Source organism: Bacillus sp. LL01, from assembly GCF_001037965.1.
Window position 1 is genome coordinate 355,068 of sequence record NZ_LFEL01000001.1, and the last position, 21,388, is coordinate 376,455.

General features: G+C 41.1%; 23 protein-coding genes and 1 pseudogene. 5 read left to right on the forward strand and 19 right to left on the reverse strand.

Features of this window, described 5'->3' with window-relative positions; genetic code table 11:
• Positions 1-44 precede the first annotated feature (44 nt).
• Positions 45-212, reverse strand: a complete 168-nt coding sequence (locus AB685_RS30045) for a YozD family protein (protein ID WP_010193926.1) — start codon at positions 210-212, stop codon at positions 45-47.
• 184 nt (positions 213-396) lie between these two features.
• On the opposite strand from AB685_RS30045, the gene AB685_RS31165 reads away from it, so the two are divergent.
• Entirely contained in the window at positions 397-555 is a 159-nt protein-coding gene (locus AB685_RS31165) for a hypothetical protein (RefSeq protein ID WP_157860687.1), read from the forward strand.
• Here the strand turns inward: AB685_RS31165 and AB685_RS01760 are convergent.
• The 13 genes from AB685_RS01760 to AB685_RS01825 form a co-directional block, all read right to left on the reverse strand.
• Positions 544-1,251: a hypothetical protein gene (locus tag AB685_RS01760; RefSeq protein WP_047968830.1), complete on the reverse strand. Its 708-nt coding sequence runs from the start codon at positions 1,249-1,251 to the stop codon at positions 544-546. The two genes, AB685_RS31165 and AB685_RS01760, sit on opposite strands and share 12 nt — an antisense overlap.
• A gap of 173 nt (positions 1,252-1,424) precedes the next feature.
• Positions 1,425-1,643 (reverse strand): YozE family protein, encoded by a 219-nt coding sequence (locus tag AB685_RS01765; protein WP_047968831.1) that lies wholly within the window; start codon positions 1,641-1,643, stop codon positions 1,425-1,427.
• Between the two features lie 60 nt (positions 1,644-1,703).
• Entirely contained in the window at positions 1,704-1,982 is a 279-nt protein-coding gene (locus tag AB685_RS01770) for a YokU family protein (protein WP_047968832.1), read from the reverse strand.
• A 12-nt stretch (positions 1,983-1,994) separates the two neighbouring features.
• Complete coding sequence (gene ablA / locus AB685_RS01775; protein ID WP_047968833.1) at positions 1,995-3,416, reverse strand: lysine 2,3-aminomutase; 1,422 nt, start codon at positions 3,414-3,416, stop codon at positions 1,995-1,997.
• Positions 3,417-3,551: 135 nt separating this feature from the next.
• Entirely contained in the window at positions 3,552-4,952 is a 1,401-nt protein-coding gene (locus AB685_RS01780) for a sigma-54-dependent Fis family transcriptional regulator (protein ID WP_047968834.1), read from the reverse strand.
• A 12-nt stretch (positions 4,953-4,964) separates the two neighbouring features.
• The gene (ablB, locus tag AB685_RS01785) at positions 4,965-5,855 is read right to left on the reverse strand and encodes a putative beta-lysine N-acetyltransferase (RefSeq protein WP_053073694.1); all 891 of its coding nucleotides are present in this window, start codon (positions 5,853-5,855) and stop codon (positions 4,965-4,967) included.
• 86 nt (positions 5,856-5,941) lie between these two features.
• Complete coding sequence (locus AB685_RS01790) at positions 5,942-7,150, reverse strand: Ger(x)C family spore germination protein (RefSeq protein ID WP_047968835.1); 1,209 nt, start codon at positions 7,148-7,150, stop codon at positions 5,942-5,944.
• Positions 7,147-8,745 (reverse strand): spore germination protein, encoded by a 1,599-nt coding sequence (locus AB685_RS01795; RefSeq protein WP_047968836.1) that lies wholly within the window; start codon positions 8,743-8,745, stop codon positions 7,147-7,149. The genes AB685_RS01790 and AB685_RS01795 overlap by 4 nt, the downstream gene beginning before the upstream one ends.
• Positions 8,733-9,860: an endospore germination permease gene (locus AB685_RS01800; protein ID WP_047968837.1), complete on the reverse strand. Its 1,128-nt coding sequence runs from the start codon at positions 9,858-9,860 to the stop codon at positions 8,733-8,735. Before AB685_RS01800 ends, AB685_RS01795 begins: the two co-directional genes overlap by 13 nt.
• Positions 9,861-10,226: 366 nt before the next feature.
• Positions 10,227-11,492 carry a peptidase gene (locus tag AB685_RS01810; RefSeq protein ID WP_047968839.1) on the reverse strand — a complete coding sequence of 422 codons (1,266 nt, stop codon included), beginning with the start codon at positions 11,490-11,492 and terminating at the stop codon, positions 10,227-10,229.
• Between the two features lie 34 nt (positions 11,493-11,526).
• Positions 11,527-12,180, reverse strand: coding sequence for a 3-oxoacid CoA-transferase subunit B (locus tag AB685_RS01815; protein ID WP_047968840.1), 654 nt, complete (start codon positions 12,178-12,180; stop codon positions 11,527-11,529).
• Positions 12,150-12,866 (reverse strand): CoA transferase subunit A, encoded by a 717-nt coding sequence (locus tag AB685_RS01820; RefSeq protein WP_047968841.1) that lies wholly within the window; start codon positions 12,864-12,866, stop codon positions 12,150-12,152. Before AB685_RS01820 ends, AB685_RS01815 begins: the two co-directional genes overlap by 31 nt.
• Positions 12,867-12,879: 13 nt before the next feature.
• Entirely contained in the window at positions 12,880-14,211 is a 1,332-nt protein-coding gene (locus AB685_RS01825; RefSeq protein WP_047968842.1) for an aspartate aminotransferase family protein, read from the reverse strand.
• 155 nt (positions 14,212-14,366) lie between these two features.
• On the opposite strand from AB685_RS01825, the gene AB685_RS31625 reads away from it, so the two are divergent.
• Positions 14,367-14,621, forward strand: coding sequence for a hypothetical protein (locus AB685_RS31625; protein WP_198530439.1), 255 nt, complete (start codon positions 14,367-14,369; stop codon positions 14,619-14,621).
• Between the two features lie 447 nt (positions 14,622-15,068).
• On the opposite strand, the gene AB685_RS30050 is transcribed toward AB685_RS31625, so the two are convergent.
• The 4 genes and pseudogenes from AB685_RS30050 to msrA all read right to left on the reverse strand — a co-directional run.
• Complete coding sequence (locus AB685_RS30050) at positions 15,069-15,212, reverse strand: YjcZ family sporulation protein (RefSeq protein ID WP_128755783.1); 144 nt, start codon at positions 15,210-15,212, stop codon at positions 15,069-15,071.
• A gap of 88 nt (positions 15,213-15,300) precedes the next feature.
• Positions 15,301-16,785 (reverse strand): methyl-accepting chemotaxis protein, encoded by a 1,485-nt coding sequence (locus AB685_RS01830; RefSeq protein WP_047968843.1) that lies wholly within the window; start codon positions 16,783-16,785, stop codon positions 15,301-15,303.
• A 197-nt stretch (positions 16,786-16,982) separates the two neighbouring features.
• A complete protein-coding gene (gene msrB, locus AB685_RS31975; RefSeq protein ID WP_277814272.1) occupies positions 16,983-17,432 on the reverse strand; it encodes a peptide-methionine (R)-S-oxide reductase MsrB in 450 nt (149 codons plus the stop codon).
• Positions 17,418-17,939 (reverse strand): annotated as a pseudogene (msrA, locus tag AB685_RS31980) (peptide-methionine (S)-S-oxide reductase MsrA); the annotation flags it as partial. The gene msrB and the pseudogene msrA, both read right to left, overlap by 15 nt.
• Positions 17,940-18,093: 154 nt before the next feature.
• On the opposite strand from msrA, the gene AB685_RS01840 reads away from it, so the two are divergent.
• Both AB685_RS01840 and AB685_RS01845 read left to right on the forward strand, forming a co-directional pair.
• Positions 18,094-19,014, forward strand: coding sequence for a GTP-binding protein (locus tag AB685_RS01840; RefSeq protein ID WP_047968845.1), 921 nt, complete (start codon positions 18,094-18,096; stop codon positions 19,012-19,014).
• Positions 19,015-19,582: 568 nt separating this feature from the next.
• A complete protein-coding gene (locus AB685_RS01845) occupies positions 19,583-20,431 on the forward strand; it encodes a protein-glutamine gamma-glutamyltransferase (protein ID WP_047968846.1) in 849 nt (282 codons plus the stop codon).
• Between the two features lie 159 nt (positions 20,432-20,590).
• Here AB685_RS01845 and AB685_RS01850 read toward each other — a convergent pair whose 3' ends face one another.
• Positions 20,591-20,818 carry a Fur-regulated basic protein FbpA gene (locus AB685_RS01850; RefSeq protein WP_047968847.1) on the reverse strand — a complete coding sequence of 76 codons (228 nt, stop codon included), beginning with the start codon at positions 20,816-20,818 and terminating at the stop codon, positions 20,591-20,593.
• A gap of 189 nt (positions 20,819-21,007) precedes the next feature.
• On the opposite strand from AB685_RS01850, the gene AB685_RS01855 reads away from it, so the two are divergent.
• Complete coding sequence (locus tag AB685_RS01855) at positions 21,008-21,331, forward strand: MerR family transcriptional regulator (RefSeq protein WP_047968848.1); 324 nt, start codon at positions 21,008-21,010, stop codon at positions 21,329-21,331.
• Positions 21,332-21,388: the final 57 nt, after the last annotated feature.

The following is a 21,388-nucleotide window of genomic DNA, read 5'->3' on the forward strand; positions in this document are numbered from 1 at the left end:
CTAAGAAACAGCACTGCTTGTATAATTTTTTTCTTTATGGTTTTCTATTCAATCTCTTCATCGATAATGCATTTTTCCAATAAATAATCGAACATGATATCCGCCAACTCTTCAATCTCGCTTTCAGCTGGAACATACCCCCGCCTCACCAGCTCATTGTAAAAGAATTCGGCTATTTCCTCTGTATCAATGACTACCTCGATTTCTTTCACAATATCACCCCTTTTTAAAGGTTTATGTACGTCTTTATAGATATATGTCTTACTATCTATATTAATCCATCAGGTTGGACAAATGCTATCTTTGTTTTAAAAAAATTCAGAAAAAGACATATTAAACTTCTCCATCGCATAAATTGGGACAAAGGACAAGCATTCACTTAAGGGGGAATTCACTATGAAAAATTACTTAGTAAGCTTAGAGAGATTAGGAGAAGAGGAAGTGTTATTACCGCTTTTAGATAAAATATCGGATAAACTGATCCTTGCTACAGCAATTATCGGAGGTCCTTTTTTTATCTATTTGCTCTTTCAATTCTCCATGTTATTTTTCTAGTTGGCTATGTTTTTTCCCATCCATATATTTTTTTAGATTTTTCATGACGAGATTCATAACTTCTTTGTATTCCTCATCACCGAAAATATCATGCAATAATTTATAGTCATTGTAGACATCCAGAAGTCCATCAATTATTCGTTGATACTCTTTGTTAAATTCCTCTTTTTTATAATGTTTGTTTGATCCCGTCATCGGATTATACAACTCCAAGCTTGTATTTTCTTTGTTGAACATATAGGACAATCCAAGTTTGTGGATAAGGATTTCGGCATGCTCATGGTGAACAACCATCGTTAGCTCTTCCTCTCCTGCTTCCAACCATTCTCCGTCTGACAACCTTGTCAGTTCGTATATGATGTCTTCCCAGGAATCCTCTTTATATCTCCATATTTCCGTGCGGAATCCGACAATTTTAAATAATTCCTTCCCATATCCGGCAACATGGACGATATCACCGATGAAATACATATACTTAATATCCAGCCGTTCCGTTATAAGCACTTTCCCCTCATATTCGGAAACGAATGCCAAGGTTTCCTCCTGATAGAGCCCATCGCTCGAATTCACCTCATATACGTACGCACCATCAATTTGCTTCATGTCCGTCACCTTACCGACAGTTCCATAGATGGTGATGACAACAATATCGCCAATTTTATATTTCGGTTTATTTGGTTTCTTGTTCTTTCCCATAGTAATTTCTCCCCATTTATCACTGTGGCTTTGATAGTAATGTATTATATGCAGCAATCATTAAAATCGCCAAAGCGTAAGGTTAAAAAGTGGTTGTACCGATGCGTTTTAGGCTGGAGTCTATGTATACAGAAAAAGCACCCCAAATTCAAGGGTGCAATTCTTACGGATATTTAAACATCTTCCTCATATAATTCCCACGCCTTATCGAAGGTAGACATAGTCTCGAGATACTGTCCGTTCATCTCCAAATAGCTGCTGATTTCATGATAGTCATCAGAGTTCTTTGGAAATGCATGGTCATCATATGCATGGTTGGCAAATATACTGACGTCATCTTTTTTCAAAGCATGACGGAATTTCATAATATAATGGTAAAACGACTTTCTCATGAATAATCCACACCCATTTTTTCTCTCATTCTACAACATAAAGAGAAGGTGGGACAACCACTAGCTGCTGAAATCGAAATAGTTTCTTTTCAGCAGTCTTGGTTTCCCCATTAGCTGGGCATAGCTTAGCTCCGCTTCCAGTTCACGGGTGTTTATGAGAAACAACTGATCTTCTATTTCCTTGACGATGGAGTCCTCTTGATATTCCATACCGCAGTCTACACATACAATGGAAGGTGTTTCTGTTATGGCGACCGCTTTTGTTCCATCAGGCAGTTCCCAATAAACTGTCCCTGATGAAGATGTTGCTTTCGAACTTTCACACCAATTGCATATCATCAAGCACCACTCCTAACTGCTTTCACTTTTTTCCCCTTCTTCCTCGACCGTATATTTCTTCTGCTGGGCCTGGAATTTTTTCTCTTTTAATACATCGCGTTTATCACGTTTATCTTTTAAAGACGAATGTTCAGGATTGGTTTCATAATCCTTGCGGCGGTTCAAACGATTCAACCCTTCCGGTACAAGATTGAATTGGGAATCATTCATAAGAGCAGCAATTCCAATATTGGAACGTTTCTCTTCCATGTTCGGGTATATTTCACCAAAATAGGCTTCTGCTCTACCAGGTATATAATTTTCCGGTTCAGGATAGGTCGTGATAACGCCTTCGAAATTGCGTAATACTACTTTATTGGCACTTTGTGAAATGATATAGTTCGGTTGTACAGCGATTTTCCCACCGCCTCCTGGTGCATCCACCACAAACGTCGGGACTGCGTATCCGCTCGTATGCCCGCGTAAACCTTCGATAATCTCAAGACCCTTGGAGATTGGAGCCCTGAAATGACCGATTCCTTCTGAAAGGTCACATTGATAGATGTAGTAAGGCCTTACACGTATCTTCACAAGGTCATGCATCAATTTTTTCATAATTGGTACACTGTCATTGATCCCTGCCAGAATTACTGCCTGATTTCCGACTGGCACACCGGCATTCACAAGCATTTCACATGCTAGCTTGGATTCTTTTGTAATTTCTATGGATGTATTAAAGTGTGTGTTTAACCAGACAGGGTGATATTTTTTTAAAATATTGCATAGGTTTTCGGTTATACGTTGAGGAAACACAACAGGTGCACGTGTTCCGATCCGGATGATTTCAAGGTGAGGGATTGCACGCAAATTTTTCAGTATATATTCAAGGATTTGGTCGTTGATAAGAAGACCGTCCCCTCCGGAAATTAAACAGTCGCGAATTTGGTCATTGTCTGCGATATAGGCAATAGCTGCATCGAGCTGCTTTTTCGGTACGCCCATTCCAATCTGACCGGAGAACCTTCTTCTAGTACAGTATCTGCAGTACATCGAGCATTGATTGGTGACTAAAAACAAAACTCTATCAGGGTATCGGTGTGTCAGCCCTGGTACCGGAGAATCTTCATCCTCGTGAAGAGGATCTTCCAAGTCATATTTCGTTTTGTAAATCTCTTTGGAAATCGGGACAGACTGCATCCTGATTGGACAACGGGGATCGTCCGGGTTCATTAAGGATGCATAATATGGAGTTATATTCAATGGAATGGTTTTGGTGGAAATTTTTACACCCTCCTCTTCCTCCGGTGTTAAATTTATTACTTTCTTTAGATCCTCAAGGGTTCGAATTGTATTGGTAAGCTGCCATATCCAATCATTCCATTGTTCATCGGTTACATCTTTCCACAATTCAAATTCTTTCCAGTGCCGTTCGGGCTTATATAAATCCATTTTCATCTCTATCTCCTCCCTTTCCTACATCATGCAATAACCGTGCCAACTATGCAGATGCCCAATTACTACTTATATATGTAAAAAAGGGCGAACTTGTTATTAAAGGAAGTGCTGAATATTCGGCACTTCCTCTTAATTTCATGTATTTGTAAGTGTATCCATTCTAGCTTTTTCCTCCATTTTAGCTAATTTATATTGGAGGGTTTGTCTCGGAATATCCAGTATCTTTGCCGCTCTTAATACGTTTCCTTCTGTTTGTAAAAGTGCGTCCTTTATGATGGCTACTTCCGTTTCCTGTAATATATCCCTTAAAGAACCAAGAGTTTTCCCAGTGGGCATACACGTTTTTTCCTGTTGTAATTTTGCTGGAAGGTGTCGTAGAGAAATTGGTTCTTGTTTTGCTCTTAGCAACAGATACTCAATGGTATTGATAAGTTCCCGTACATTCCCCGGCCACTGATAGGATTGAAACATTGCCATCACTTGGGCATCCATTGGATGACTGATGCGGGATTGAAGCTTCTGCAGGAGCAATTCTTTGATATCCTGAGTTCTCTCCCTTAATGGGGGTATATATATTGGGCAGGTGCTTAATCGATAATATAAGTCCGCCCTGAAGGTTCCATTTTCCATACAAGTTTCAGGGGATTCATTCATCGCGGTAATGATTCTGGCATCTACTTTAACCGAGCTTGTACCTCCAACACGCCTTACTGATCCTTCTTCCAGCACCCTTAGCAATTTCGTTTGAAGTTCCAATGGCATGGAATTCATTTCATCCAGAAACAAGGTTCCTCCGGAGGCCATTTCGAACAACCCTTTTCGATCAGTTGCGCCGGTATAGCTTCCTTTTTCTGTCCCAAACAGAATACTTTCCAGCAAAGTGGAGGGAATAGCTCCACAATTTTGGGCAATGAATGGTCCGCGACTTCGAGGAGAATGATGATGGACTCCTTGCGCAACAATTTCTTTGCCTGTACCCGTCTCCCCCCAAATCACAATTGGCAACATGGAGGATGCAAATAGCTTTGCTTCTTGAAGCATGTGTAAGCATGTGGGATCCTTTGTAATGAAATCTGTTAATTTGTAGGAAACTTGGAAGGGTGACAGTTTTTTTCTGTCGCCGGTTTTATGGAATTGAGCTTGTAAGTCAAGTAGTTTATTAGATAGGGTATTCAATTGGCCATAATTTTTTGCAATTTCAACGGCACCCAGTAATTTGGTCCTATTTAGAATAGGGATAGTTGTATTCACCGTTTCAAGTATTTGGCCTTTTTGATTTTCATAGCGCTGGTTTGCATGATAAATTGGTTTTTTGGTTTTAAGTACTTTTAAAAGAGTACTGGTCTTCTCCGTCAACGAAGGAAAAACCTGCAATAGGTGTTTTCCAAGCACCTCTTCCACTGCCATACCGTCATAATTCGCTGCCACTTTATTATAGTAGATGGTAATTCCATCCTTATCCACTGCATGAATAGCTTCATCTATCCCATCCAGAATTGCCGTGAGCATTTCTTTGGAAAGATTATGTGTTTGCATCATACCCACCGCCTAAATCTCGGCAACTCGTGCCGATTTTTCGGCAGTTTGTATCGACAGATCCTTGCTCCACACATTCATATCCTCTATTTTATCGAAAATATAACAATTGTTTTTTAATCTTCCTTTATAGGTATAGTTTAGATTATGCAGTACTGCATTCATCCCGAACGAAAGTGCTCGTGCAATGGAGTAACTGCAATATATTTGCCTTTTAACAAGTTCGTATTCCAGTTCCCGGATAATATGGTTCATGTAGCCTCCCTTGCGCTTTGCTGACAAGGTGGCACAATCCGAAATTTCCGCATTTTTATATTCGCTGTTCACTTCCGCTGAAGCTGCTGCTATAATTTCCCCGTCTTCTTCAATCAGCATAAAAATATTTTCATCATTCATCTGTCTAATAATATATTCAGGTTCTTCAATTGGAACGGGATATATGGGAAAGACACTTTTGTAAAAGGCGGAAAGCAAAGGTGCGTCCTTGACTTCTGCCTTTCGCAATATCAAACCTGGGTCCAGATCTACTTGCTCTTGCTTTTCTTTTTTCCACACATCATCAAGGATGCTGTCCTCTTCACACCATGTTTCACTGTTGTATCGATCTACATGTTTATATTTACACAAGAAATACCCATCTCCACCTAAAAAGTATCCCGGCACAGATGCCTCTAATAAAAAACCTTTTTCCATGAGGGCTTTTATATATTCGGTCCTTGTTTTGACAATTACCTTTTCCACATGTCGCTGTTCACTTAAGCGTGTTATATTTATGATTATTTGTTCTAAATCGCCTCTGAAGTCTTCTATTTTTAATCTTTTATTGTAATGGTCCTGATATGCTGACAAGTAGTATGAATCATTTTTTACAAGTTGGACTTCTCCAGTTTTTGTATTCATCATATCCCCCCTCCTATTTAGTTTCGCTAAAGCTTAGAAAAATCCCCCATTTATTTATATTAATTCTTCTTTTTCGACCTACTTTTCTATTAGTTTGTGACAGATTCATCTGTCAAAAAGCTTTTGTTGCGTATTCCGGACCGCTTAATATGGTAATCTGAAGAAACTTCCACCTCTGCTTCTGAAAAGTATGAGTCCCAATCATCTTCTATTATCTTGAATTTTTTTGGAGATGAACGATTATACACCTCCCCAAATCCAAAGATATCAGCTTCATATTCTTCCTGCATTTTTTGGATGGTAGCAAGGATCTTACCTTCTACAAATTTATTTAAAGCCTCTTCGTGTTTATTATATGTTTCTATTTTTTCCAGGTTTTGGTGACATTGCGTACCCTGTATTTTAGCCTCACCACTTATAGTCACTTCAATCTTTAATTTCCCTTCTTTTTCTATCGTGTGGACATCCGAATGCGAATTGATGATGCGCACGTCCAGGAAATTGTTTTCTTCTTCATTATTTTCCATGTAGCACGGTACCGTAAGGCTTGTCCTGTTCAAACCTTGTGTCCAAAGATAGTCCCGGGCTTCTTCCGGTGATAAGAAACCAATCAACTTGTCTTTTTTGAAAATGGAAAGGCCTGAAATGATGACAGTGGAATCCAATTCCGTCTTGGAGTTCTGTTCTATGTTCTTACCTGCTTCCGGGTTCCCTTCGATTGAAACTGCACTTGTAACGGGGTGTCTGCCCTTTGAGGTAAGGGAGGATATGAAATCTGTCAATCGGACATATGGATCCCCACCCCATTCTTCCAGATAGATTTCAATTTGCTTGTGGACTTTAATCGATGGTACCAACTCGAGCGGGTAGGTTGTTTTTATGATATCCGAAGCCTTTGTCCCTCTGGAAATTAGGATGTTGAAGTCGTTCCTGAATTCCCCCGTCCTTTCTAGGAAGTCTAATACATCGCCCACCCCTTCTTTCGCCAAGCTTTCATCGATAACAATAATCCTGGTATGAGAATAAATCAGCTTTCTCGATAAGCCGATATTCATTCTTTCGGATAATTCAGCAAGAGAGTTCCCTTCTTCTTGAAAAGTAATCACTGGAGTTCCGCTACCAGGCTGTTCGGCAGAAAGCTGTGGAGCATTTATGGTTTCGACAGTTACAAGGAATTTGTGCTTCTCCCCTTTTTCAATCGCAATACCCGTTACAATGGAGATTTCATTTAACTCCACTTTATCCCAACAGCCAGTCATAAAAATCAGAACAGAACAAACACACAGCCATTTTTTCATGAAAAATTCCCCTTATCTTGTGATGGTCCACTATTGTCGCTTTTATTCTCGGTTTTCTTGCCGTGTTTTGGTTTCAAATAGGAAGGTCGAGTAATATTATCCCAGACGGGCATTCGGATAAACACATCTTTTTGATCCTCTAACATCATGGGAGCAACAGGGGCTAAATACGGTACACCAAACGATCGCAAAGTTGTTAGATGTATCACCATGATGACAACAAGAAGCAGCACTCCATACAAACCTATTAGTGCCGCCATCAAAATGTAGACGAACCGTAGTATCCTAGTGGCAATCGAGAAATTATATATTGGCGATACGAAGCTGGCTATTGCAGTCAAGGCAACAATGATAATCAATACGCTTGATACCAGACCTGCGTCAACAGCAGCCTGTCCGATTACAAGTGCACCGACTATCGACACGGTTTGCCCCACAGCCCTAGGCATACGTACACCTGCTTCCCTTAACACCTCAAATGTCAGCTCCATAAGAAGGATTTCGATTACCGCAGGAAAAGGCACCCCTTCCCTTTGAGCTTGCACACTGATCAACAGGGATGTGGGAATCAATTCATGGTGATACGTTGAAATGGCTACATACAATGATGGAAGCAATAGGGAAAGCATAAATGATACGTATCGTATGAGCCGGATAAAGGATGCCATGAAAAAGGGTTGATAATAATCTTCCGTAGAAATGAAGAAATCTGTAAAAACAGTGGGAACGCTCAAAGCAAATGGACTTCCATCGACGAGTACAGCAACTTTTCCCTCTATTAGATTGGCAGCTATATTATCAGGTCTTTCTGTGTTAAAGGTAAGAGGAAAAGGAGTCAGGGTTTTATCGGTCAGGAACTCTTCTATATTCCCACTGTCAAAAAGACCGACCACATTCACCTTTTCAATTCTGCTTTTCACTTCTTTTACGAGGGCTTCATTGGTGATATTTTTAATATAACCGACCACTACTGCCGTTTTCGTATCCTGCCCTACACGATATTGCTCAAAACAAAGATTAGGGTTACGAATTCTTCTTCTTATTAAACTGATATTCGTATTCATCGTTTCTGTAAAACTGTCTTTCGGCCCTCTAATAATTGTTTGGGTACTAGGTTCGGAAACGGGCCGCTTTTCAATACTTCCCAAATTGATGCAAAGTGCCTGTTCTATTCCATCTATGATAATTACGGCATATCCATTGAGCAGCTTCCAGAATATCTGGTGGTAATTCTCAGCGAATTTATACGGGACAGAAGCAAAGAACTTTTTTCTGAACTCTTCAAGATTACCGGATTCCAATAGAGTATCGGAACCATCTGCAGAGACAAGTGGCTCAAAGATTTCCTCTGTCAGCCTATCCTTTGTTATCAGTGTATCAAAATAGTAGGCGATCGCCTCTCGCTTACCTACAACCAGAGTAGAGTAGTGAAAATCAATGGAAAGGGAAAAAGCATTTTGAATAATTTCGTCATTTTCACGCAGAGATTTCATAATGGGTTCCGATGCTTCTGTTTCAGTTCCTGTAAACAACTCTTTTTCAGTTGAACCTTTGTCCTGCTGAGGTCCCATAAAGAAATCCTTTATCCTCCCCATTCCATATCACTCCCTTTCTTTCCTTTTTTCCCTCTAGTACGTATAAACACAATCACAAAGAGTAAGAATGGCAGGGCAAACTGAAAAGGTAAATGCACAAAGTAGGGTACAATCTTTAGCCCTTCTTCAATATGCTCTGCAAAATTATCTGTAATGATAATGGACGACAAACAGATAATCGATCCAATCGGGAACAAAAACGACCGGTATTCTCTTTTGGAAAGATGCTCCAGCCCTTTTACAGCCCCGAAGAAAAACACACCTATCTTCACGATAATCCCGAACATCACAACAAAAACGACTGCAATGTCCACCCGCTCTATAAAATCCAACAAGGAAATCTCCCTTGCAGCGGAAAGAAGCGGGAAATTTGCTCTTCCTTTCATCTCATGACCAAGTGTCATCACTTGAATGACTGCAGAATAGACCAAGACGAGCGTACTGGTTATGATACTTGCTACCGCAAACTTCTTGGCTTTTTTAAATTTCGTAACAAGTGGGAGAACAGTAGCAAAAGCAATCAGCTCTCCGAATGGGAATGTCAATAAACCCGGAAAAACTGCGTTTAATATGGGACGAAAACCATCTTCAAGAAACGGCTTTAAATTCTCTAAATGTATCTCCCCGGATAGAAGAATGAAAAAACCAACGAGAAATGTAAAAGAAAAAACATAAGGGAAAAAAATTTCAGACGTTCTCGCCATCACCTCAATACCGGAATAAAGCATATAGATGATGGTCAGCATGATAGTGATATTGATTATTTCTATAGGCGTATAAACAAAAATAGTAGACACGATCAGCTCACCGAAATCCCGTAGCACCCTAGATGATATATAGATGAAATATAATATATAGAGGTAACAAACTGCTCCTCCCAACCATTTTCCGAGGCAAAATTCAATAAGACCGAAAAGGTTCTTCCCTTCTTTTTTGCCCAGCATAATATGCAATAAGAGAATATATATTACACCAATTAGGCCGGCAATCAGGATTGCCACCCACACATTCTGCTTTGCTTCCCCTCCTATCCCCACAACAGTTGCACTTCCCATTTCAAAAATAAGCAGCAAGATGAAAAATTGCCATAATGAAATTGTCTCTTTATTTTCCATTAGCACTTCCACCCCCACTTTTTTTATTTTTGAACCGTAGATCTTGGAGAAATGCCATTGCAATCCCGAACAAAAATGTAAGATATACCATCCATTCTCTTAAACCCGGATCGAAGATGAAAAGACGTAAAAAACAATCCATTATGTTCATGTCATAATAATGACAATCCAGAATTGTGATGAAAAATATCATGCTGAGGGATAAAAATACCGTAAAAAATGTAACCATCCATTTTGCCTCCGGACTTCATATATTGGATAGTATTTTCTATTCATCCCAGGATATGTGAATTATGTCTCCTATTAATTTGAAATACTTTAGAAACAAAAAAAGAACCCCTTTTAAAAAGAGATTCCATCGCAAAATTATAAATCTTCCGTTCCGCACCAGCCCATTAATAAAATCGCTAAGATTTCTGCAGCCTGCATCATTTGATCAATTGTTATAAACTCATTTGGATAGTGGGCAACTTCTGTTGTGCCTGGCCCAAACACGACAGTCGGAATACCTGAGAGCTGTGTAAACAATCCGCCATCCGTACCCCAAGGGGAAGCTTCCATGGTCGCAGGCTTATTGACAACGTCGGTATAAGCACTCTCTAACATCTTCACGAAAGGATGCTCCACTTCAACCGCACCCGGTACCCATTGAGCTCCGAACCATTCCAATTCAACCGGATGTTTTACAAACCATGGATCAGCTTCACTCAATCCGCTCAAACATGAAGCAAGCTCACTTTTTACGTCCTGGAGCTTCTCTTCTGGTCCAACCCCAATTCTCCCTTCCAATATTACTAAGTCAGGTACAGAAGAAGGCCAACTTCCCCCTTCAATTTTTCCTAGATTTATAGGGAGAGGTATGGGGATACCCTTATATAACGGATCGCTTACTCTGCTGTTACGGAGTGTTTCCAACTCTTTTATTTTGTCAATCACTAAGATGCTTTTTTCGATGGCACTAACCCCTTCGTATCTAGTCCCGCCATGGGCAGACCTGCCTTTAACTTTTACCTTGAACCACATGGAACCTTGCTGCTTTGGAAATATTTTCATATTCGTAGGTTCCGGTATCAGCACAGCATCTGCCGTGTATCCTCTGAGGATAGCTGCCAATGTACCTGCACCACCGCTCTCTTCCTCAATAACACTCTGAAAGATGACATCCCCTTTAAGTTTTACTCCTGTTGATTTCAGGGCATTGATCGCAAACAGCAATGAAACGTTTCCACCTTTCATGTCGGTGCTTCCCCTGCCGAAGACCTTGCCATCCATCACTTTTCCTTCAAATGGATCACATTCCCATTGCAGCAAATCTCCTTCAGGTACCACATCGATGTGACCATTCAGAATAATGGAACGCCCCCCTCCTGTACCTTTCCACACAGCCACTACATTTGGGGAATCATGAAAATGTTCACGTGCAGAGACAAAATTACTATGGGAGCTCATTTTCTTTGCATCAGGCTCCCAAATGTCGATTTCCAGGCCAAGTTCTCTGCACGCCTCGATTACAACTGCCTGGGCTGAGCTTTCAAGTCCCTGTACACTTCTTTCCTGTATGAGTTTCTGCAGAAGCTTGACTGCATTCCCCCTGTTTTTATTGAACCATTCCTTTAGTTCATTCTGCTTCATCTCACCCACCCCTCCTCCTGATCATCATAATGTCCTATGTGAATGCAGGTGATAGTTCAAATGGTGCTTCGGTACTTTTCTTGACCTGTTCGAGAGTAACGCCAGGCATTAGCTCAAGAAGGAACAACCCATCCTTGGCCACTTCAAACACGGACAAATCTGTAATAATCAGGTCTACACAAGCCGGAGTGGTTATTGGTAAGCTGCAGGTTTTCACCAATTTCGGGTGGCCATACTTGTCAGTGTGACTCATCAGCACGATAACCTTTTTCGCTTTTTGGGAAAGCTCCATGGCTCCTCCCATTCCAGGAACCCTTTTTCCTGGAACAATCCAATTTGCAAGATCACCTTGTTCGCTTACTTGAAGGGAACCTAATATCGTAATATCTAGTTTTCCTTTACGGATCATACCAAAGGCAAGCGCACTATCAAAATAGGAAGCCCCCGCTTGAATTGTCACCGGAAAGCCGGCTGCATTACACAGGTTTTCATCCTCTTCACCGGGTAAAGGAGTGGAGCCCATCCCTAAGACCCCATTTTCCGCCTGGAAAAACACATTGGTTCCTTCTGGCAAGTGATTCGGAACCAAGGAAGGAATGCCAATCCCCAAATTTACTACCATTCCATTTTCAATTTCTTTTGCAGCCCTTTTGGCAATCAAGTTCCGTATGTCTTTTCCCATACCCATGACCAGCTCACCCCTTCACTTTGGATCATATAATCCACATACACGCCAGGTGTAACAATCTCTTCTGGATCCAAGTAGCCTAGTGGAACGAATTCTTCCACCTCCACAATCGTTTTCTTTCCGGCCATCGCTACAAGTGGGTTAGTATTCCTTGCACTTTTATCAAATACAAGATTTCCATACGGGTCGGCCTTTTTGGCATATACAATGGACAAATCTGCGGTGAGAGCGGGCTCCAAGATGTACTCTTTTCCACCTAAAGAGACGATCTGTTTGTTTTGGGTAACAATCTCACTGTTAATTCCAACATCGACTAGTATTCCACCCAACCCCACTCCGCCCGACCTGATTCTTTCTGCCAGTGTCCCCTGTGGACTGAATTCCACCTCAAGTACATTTTCTGTCATCAACCGACCAGCTACTGGGTTTGAACCGATATGGGAAGCAATTAACCTTTTCACCATACCAGCACATACAACCTTCCCGATTCCAATTGTGGGAAAACCAGCGTCGTTACCGATAAGTGTCAAGTCTTTGACTCTTGTTTCCAAAATAAGATCTACAAGTTTCGGAGGTGTCCCTACTCCTCCAAACCCTCCGAACATCAAGGACATTCCATCAAAAAAAAGGCGAGTAACATATTCCAGTTCCACCATTTTGCTAAACGTATTTTCCACTTTTCCCATCCATTGTCACCCCTTACAATAGTCCCTGAAGATCCTTAAGTGTCAGTTCTAGGATGGAAACCAGTTCATCGATTTCTTTCTTATTTATGGAAAGTGGAGGGGCGATTATGACCGCGTCCCCTCCAACTCCCTCTATTCCCGCTGTTGCCGGATAGATTAACAGTCCATTTTTTTGAGCCAACTCCACAAGCCTTGTTGTAACAGCTTTTTCATTCGCGAATGGATATTTAGTCGAGTTATCCTCCACCATTTCAAGTCCCAGTAGAAGACCTTTTCCTCTTACATCTCCAATAAACGGGAATTCTGCTTTCAATTGCTGCAGCTTCCCTTTTAAGTACACGCCCATAACTCTACTATTTTCAACAAGGTCCTGTCTTTCTATATATTCCAGAACTGCCAGTGCCACAGCTGACGATTGGGGATTGGCACTATAGGTATGTCCGCTCATGATTACCTTTGACCCTTTAAGGATGCTCTCTATGATACTATCGCTTACCAAGGTTGCTGCGATTGGTGAGTATCCTGCACTCATTCCCTTTCCTATGCTAATGATGTCAGGAGTCACCCCCCAATGCTCCATCGCAAACATCTTCCCAGTCCTACCGATTCCTGTCATAACTTCATCGGCTATAAAATGAATTTCGTAGCTTTTGCAGATCTCAGCAATTTTCTGGTAATATCCCTCAGGAGGACAGATGGCTCCAGCGGCTGCACCAATGATCGGCTCCGCTACAAAAGCCGCAATATTTTCGGCACCTATTTCCAGAATTGCCCGTTCCAAATCATCTGCACACTTAAGACCACAAGAAGGGTATTCCAGATTAAAGGGACAACGGTAGCAATATGGCGGTTCTACGACAGGTGACTTTTCTAATAGATCCTCAAACCTTCTTCTCCGTTCCGCATGACCTGATAAGGATAAAGCCCCTATCGTAATGCCGTGATAGCTTTTCCACCTGGATATAATCTGATTTTTGTCAGGTTTTCCAACTTCCTGCCAATACTGTATGGAAATCTTCATTGCTGTTTCAACGGCTTCCGTTCCACTATTAACGAAAAATGACCAGTTGATATCACCAGGAGCAATGTCCATTAATTTGGTGGCAAGATTCTCCGCTGGTACACTGGTGAATTGGGAGCGATAGACAAAAGACACTTTACTCGCCTGATCTGCCATCGCATCAATAACGGCTTGTACATGATGACCAATACTTGCCGTTACCGCACCGGAAGAACCATCCAAGTACTTCTTACCGTTGAAATCATAAAGAAACACACCGCTTCCATGGCTGATAACCGGGTACTCTTTATCTAGTAAAGGCTTAATAAGATAAGATTGATCCATAAACGATTACTCCTTTCCAGTTGCGTACTGTAACCGTTTACTAGCAATAGGGAACCTCCCCGTTCATGAGGCTTTGAAAATCCAGCGGTTGAAGAGCTAGCTTACTTTCATTCTATGTTCAATAGAACGAAATCTTTCGTAATAAATAGGCTGCCATGAAAGATACAAAAAAAACCGGGCAGAAACCGCCCGGTCCTTATCTGAAAATTTTAGTTGTTAGGTTTATTGCCGCTGTTCCTTTCCGCAAATGGCTACGCTTTCCGCGGGGCGACCTTGAGCCTCCTCACAACGCTTTAGGGGTCTCAAGATTGTCGCTACTCCCCCGCTGGAGTCTTCGCCATTTGCTCCAATCCACAGCTAGAAATTACAAGAACGAAACGTTAATGCTTTATTCAAAAAACTCCATTTAATGACTTTTCGTTAAATTTTAGATGAATGAAGTCGCCTTGTTGATTGTAGTAGAAGGCGCGCAGACTCCCGCGGGAGGAAGGGACAGGTAAGATCCCGCAACGGAGTGAGGAGGAATACGGACCGCCCGCAGGAAAGCAAAGCGCCTGAAACGGAAGTCAACAGAATTATATGCTTTCTTATTCTTTTTAAAAGGCTTTTTTCGTAAACTTTGTTGCTTTTTCGTATTTATAAACCAACCGTTATATTCCTTGCTATCGTGCTCTTTTCTTAGCTATACAGGATAGACTTCATGCCTAGTTTAGAGTCAATAAGCGATAAAAAGTCCAATTGCCGACTTTTTACTGGTGAATAGCAACAATCTTTGAGAAAAGTGCCTTTTAAAAAAACAGCCCCCGAAATCGGTTAGGCTGTTTCCTTGTATCTTATACCCCTACTGGTTTTCTTACTTACTTACAAATACAAGCTCCAACAATTATTAACAAAATGAATAGAACTACGATCAAAACGAATGTATTCCCGCAGCCCTGTGCTGGCGCTACTTGAGATGGATAGCCGCATGGTCCACAAGTGTAGTAACAGTAATCGTGCATGGTCATCACTCCTGTTTATTATTTACACTTCTACACTATGAACTAGGTGGCTGTCCTGTATGTGCGTTTGCCCATATTTAAAAAATATCTACTGCCGATTCTCCATTTTATCAATAATTAGGACCATACTCTTAAGGGTGCTCTCAATTTGATTATTATCATTAGTTACTTGTTCAACGCTTGCACTGATCTCCTCGAGACCGGCTGTTGCCTCTTCCATAAGGGCAGCAAATTCACTTGTATAATAATCGGTATTGGCTGTTTTTTCTTTTACCGTACCAGCAAAATCACGGAATTGTTGCGCATCTGCCAATAGGCTGAACAACGTTTCACTGATTTGGTGAAAGGATTGATTCACTTCATTCGTGGCATCCAAATTTTTCCCCATTTTAGAAATGTTAAGTTGGAGTTGGCGTAACACCTCTTCTTTTGTTTGTTGCAGGGAAGAAAGATTTTCAGTAATTTCCTTAGTTGTATCTCCAGTGGACGTAGCTAACTTTCGTATTTCTTCCGCCACTACAGCAAACCCTCTTCCTGCCTCCCCTGCTCTGGCAGCCTCAATAGAAGCGTTAAGAGCAAGGAGGTTTGTCTGCTCAGTAATGTTTTTAATATGTTGGGTCAGATTGTTCGTTTCATCAATCTTTTCTGTCAGCACCTGGAATATTGCATCCATTTCCTTGACGTCCTGGGAAAAGCTGCTCATATTCTGTTGGAGTTCAACAGCCAGCACTTTACCTTGTTCGGCAGTCGACTTGGTCGTATTTGTTGTAAGATACAAGTTGTTGGACCTGTCGACAATATTATCCATCAAGCCGGATACATCATTTGTTAGCTCTGCAATCCCGCTTATCTGATCGGTCTGTTTTTGACTGCCGACTGAAAGCTCCTGGATGGTTTGGGTGACTTCCCGTTGAGATTGAATATTCATACTCAGTCGCTCATGCACCTTATTGACATGGTCTATCAGCTTCATTGCATCTTGTTGATAAGCTTCCTGTTGTCTTTGCCTCTTTTCACTGACAGATTGCATATTATTTACAATCGCTTCAAATTGGGCAAACAGGTTCTTCCCTATTTTTACTTGTACAAAGGTAATGACAAACAGTAAAAAGAACAACAGGATGATATTGCCCAACTGCCCCTCTGTCATCAGATTACCATTTAGGAAAGACCATAGAGAATATCCGAACAACAACAAGCTTCCAATGCCCCCGACAATGAACACATTGCGGTTAAAATAGACCGTAGCCAGCATCAAAACAAAAAAAGGCAGAATGAATCCGGAAATGGATGCACCACGGTATATCAAAATTATAAAAAATACTGTAAATGTTACACCGACTGTGAAGAACGGCACCACATGATGAAACCAGCTATTCCACTTTGTCAGAAAAAATAATACGAGGCCCAAGCATAAAGCTACCAATAATGTCACGGTTATCACCGTGGCAGCTGGAACTAGGATGTTCACCAGAAGCCCTGCTCCATAAGAAATAAAAATGACAAAAAACATCAGTTTATTCTTGTTGATCAAATCTTGAAACTTCAACTCTTTCGCACTTAATACCGACATAGAAAAATCCCCCACTTCATTGTCCTGCCTCTATCTTTTTTAGATTGCTGCTAAATAATCTAGCATGCTGTTTCTATAAGAATTCTTTAATATATTCTTCATACCCCTACCATTATCCTGCAATAATTCTGCTATTTTGTTGAATTTTGACAAAAAAAAAGAGGAGTGCAAGCGCACTTCTCTTTTCCGGAAATATTTTATGAATGAAATAGCTTTCGGTAATCTCCAAATCCCTCTTTTTCCAGCTCACTCACAGGAATAAATCGCAAGGAGGCAGAGTTGATGCAATATCTTAGTCCGCCCTGTTCCAAAGGTCCATCTTCAAATACATGTCCAAGATGAGAGTCTGCTTCCCTGCTCCGTACTTCTGTTCGGACCATGCGATGAGTGACATCCATTTCTTCCTTAATCGTTTCTTTATCAATTGGATTAGTGAAGCTTGGCCATCCGCAGCCTGCATCGTATTTATCCAATGAACTGAACAAGGGCTCTCCAGAAACGATATCCACATATATTCCTTCTTCAGAATGGTTCCAGAATTCGTTTTTGAAAGGTGGCTCTGTGCCGTTGTTTTGTGTTACTTCAAATTGCATGGGGGTAAGCCTCTTTTTCAGTTCCGCATTCGTTTTTTTCCAGTGTTCTTTTATGAATGAGGCTCTTCCGGAACCTGCCTGATACATTTTATAACGGAAAGGATTTTTCTTGTAATAGTCTTGATGGTATTCTTCCGCAGGATAAAAAGGCTTCGCAGGAAGAATATCTGTAACGATCGAATCCTTAAACCTGCCGCTTTCCTCAAGGGATTGCTTCGATTTTTCAGCAATCATTTTTTGCTCCTCAGAATGATAAAAGATGGCAGTACGATAGGAGCCACCGCGGTCGTGAAATTGTCCTCCGGCATCTGTCGGGTCAATCTGGCTCCAAAAAACATCCAACAGTTTTTCATAAGAGAAAACTTCTGGATTGAAAGTAATCTGAACCGCCTCGTAATGTCCGGTCGTTTCTGAACAAACCTCTTTATATGTCGGGTTTTCCTTATGTCCTCCCGTATAGCCGGAAATCACCTTTTCGATGCCGTCCTGTTCATCGAAAGGTTTGACCATACACCAAAAACACCCTCCGGCAAAAGTTGCCATTTCAAGTTTTGCAGTCATCCTTTTCCCACCTTTTACAATATAATTTAGATGAATTATAGCAATAACAACGTTAAATTCCTAATGGTATGCTTGGATTTCAGGTTATCAGTTTGTATGATAAAATGGATAAATGAACATGGTAATTTTTTGACCAATCAGGAGGTTTCAATAAATGAGCAGGAAAGTGGAAGTTTACATATTATCCGGGTTTCTCGGCAGCGGAAAAACCACACTGTTAACACAAATGCTGCAACAGGAGCAGAAGGAGAACCGAAAAGTGGCGGTAGTCATGAATGAACTCGGCAAGGTTTCCATCGATTCTGACTCCGTACCTGAGGATACCCCTCTTTCCGAGCTTTTTGACGGCTGTATTTGCTGTACCATTCAGGAGAAATTGGAATCCACGATGCAGGGATTGTTGATGGATAAAGAGCTCGACGCTATATATATAGAAACCACCGGTGCTGCCCATCCTATAGAAGTTCTTGATACGGTTCTTTCCCCCATTTTTGCGGAAAGATTCTCTGAAGCCCGTATCATTACCCTATTAGATGTTCTAAGATGGAAAGACCGTGGCAGCTTATCTGTACAAGTGAAGCAACTGATTAGAGAGCAAGTAAAACATGCGGATATGCTGATTTTGAATAAGACAGATTTGATAAGTGAAGGACAAGTGTCTAGCATTTTGTTTGAATTACAGTCCATAAATCCTCATGCCTCCACACTGCTTACCACTTATGCAAAAATACCGGAGAACAGCTGGAAGCGTACGAAACAGATAGAAAAAGGCAGTCATTCAGGTGCCCATGTCAACAAGGCGCTCCATTTAAAAACATTTGTTTATCAGTTTTCCAAACAGATCGACTTGGATGAATTTGAAAACTGGCTCAGGAATCTGCCTGACTCTGTGTACCGTATCAAGGGTTATCTTTCCTTTGAGCATTCAAGCGGCGTCTACCTTTTTCAATACTCCTACGGGACACCACTATATTTGAAAGAACTTGTAAAAGTACCACTGAACCTCGTAATTATCGGGGAGAATCTGAACATTGATTCGTTAAAAGAACAACTGGCATCGTTAGAGAAAAGCTAACCCTTTAAAGCCCCCTTATCTCCTAGAAAAGGGGGCTTATATTTTGGAGGCCACTGAAAAAGTACTGAATTTTAGTTCTTTGGTATACACCGCTGTTGATTTCCGCAAATAGCTTCGCTTATCCAGAGGGCGACCTTGAGCCTCCTCGGGCTGCGCCCTGCGGGGTCTCAAGATTGTCGCTACTCCCCTGCAGGAGTCTACGCTATTTGCTCCAATCCACAGCTAGAAACCATTAAAAACAATTCGTCTTCAGTTTTTCAGTGCCCTCATATTTTGTTCTGTCGTAATTCATTCATTGAATGGCTGAAATTCGAATATCCTTTTTAGTAATGGCTGTTTTCGTAACGTTTTACAGAAAAATGTTAGACAAACGAGTGGATTGGAGCGGAAGGCACTCGACTCCTGCGGGGGGTAGAGGGAAACGGGAGACCCCGCAGGCCGAGGAGGCTCCCGGCCCTCCCCGCGGAAAGCGAGTGACTGCAGCGGAAAGAAACGATCAACCTATAAAGCCGAAAGAAAACTGCCTTAGTAATGGCTCAAAATCAGTATCTTTGAAAAGAGGGATATTATGCTTCTAATATCAGGGGAGTCTGTTACGGATACCTCCCTTTTTCCACTAGAGGGATTGGAAGAAACTATTTTCAAACGTTTGAATGAAGATCCTGATATTCACTCCTATGATAGTCCGGGAGAATTGAGGTTCGAAATCGCCTTAAGGAATAATATTGTTGCCAGTGCAGCTCTTATGGAAAAGGGGGAATCCCGCTTTGAAACATTCGCAGGGTCTCAAAGCAATCCGGATTATTGGCAGTTGACGGATACAGGCGGCTTTTTAATAAGAAAGGACGTAAAGCCATCTGATGCCATTTCCGATATTTTCACCAACAGTCAGGAATATGCTTTCGAATGCGCTACAGCAAAAGTAATCATCTATTATCATGCCATTCTTAACACGATTGGCGAACGAGTTTTCAACAATTATTTTCAAGACCTCTATTTATACAGCTGGCATTTCGATCCTGATCTGGTCATGCAATCCACAGACACATACCACTTCATACCTGGTGATGTAGTCTATTTCAAGAATCCTGATTTCAACCCTCAGACCTTCTGGTGGAGAGGTGAAAATGCGGTGGTGATGGGTGATGGCAAGTATTTTGGTCACGGGCTAGGAATAAAAGATGCGGATTATATCATTGAATTTTTGAATGGTACAAGAAAGCCGGACAGTGACCAGCCAGCCTACCTTACTGATTATGTTGCAAGACCTTCCTTCACCCATTTGGCGAAGTTGTTTCTAACTCAACGAGATAAAGTGAGGGCTAAGAGACATCATTATATTATTTTCCACAATAAGGATTCTATCTCCTGTGACCGCTATCTCTATTATTTATACAGCCACTATCTTCAGAATTAGATGGTTACGGAAACACAGATACGGATTGCAAATTCACCACACCAAAAGGCTGACTCCACTATTCGGAGTCAGCTTTATCTGTTATTTTGCACATATCTTAATAATTCAAATGCTCGATCACCTTCCGCCCTAAGTAGTTCCTCCCAAATTTCATCACGTTCACAATCCAATCTGATGATGTCTATCGCCAATTTCAGCGAGTCGGTTAGTTGCTTTGCTTCCACCTTGATCCCTCCCCTTAGTAATCAATGTTGTATATTCCTTTTTGAGTTCACTTAACGTGTAAGAGGAAAGAAGTCCTTGATCCAGGAAATAGCCTTCTGCAATAAGTTTATGAATATAGAACTCTCTCGCCTCATTAATGGCATTTTTTAGAACTTTAGACATTCGCCTCACCTCTCTTTAGGTTATCTTAGTTTAAATTTGCTGATGAGACCTTAAATATGTAAGAACTTTTAACATGAAAAAATAATAATTCATCAATTGGGTGTAAGAGTTTCTAACAAACAGACAGGAACATTATCTTCATTTGTACTATAATAACAATAAGAGATGTAGAATAGGATGTGAATCGCCATGACACAGGAAGACCCTTCTTTAAGAGAGAGAAAAGTCATCTCAATCGGCACTGTTCGCGATCTTACAGGTTTATCTGAAAGGCAGATTAGATATTATGAAGAACGGAAGTTGATATTCCCTGCCCGCTCCGGTTCAGGCATCAGGAAATATTCCTTCTCTGATGTAGAGCGTCTCATGGAGATCGCCAACCAAATGGAAGAAGGCGTACAAACACACGAAATACGCAGAGAGTGGAAAAAGAAAGAAAAAGAGAATGAAAATTGGAAGAAGCAAATGCTTAAAGGGCAAATACAGGCACACTTCAAGCAGAATAGGAATTGAGGATTTTTCTATACAGCTCATCAGAAACTTTGCTATCCTCGCAGTAGGTGTAATCCA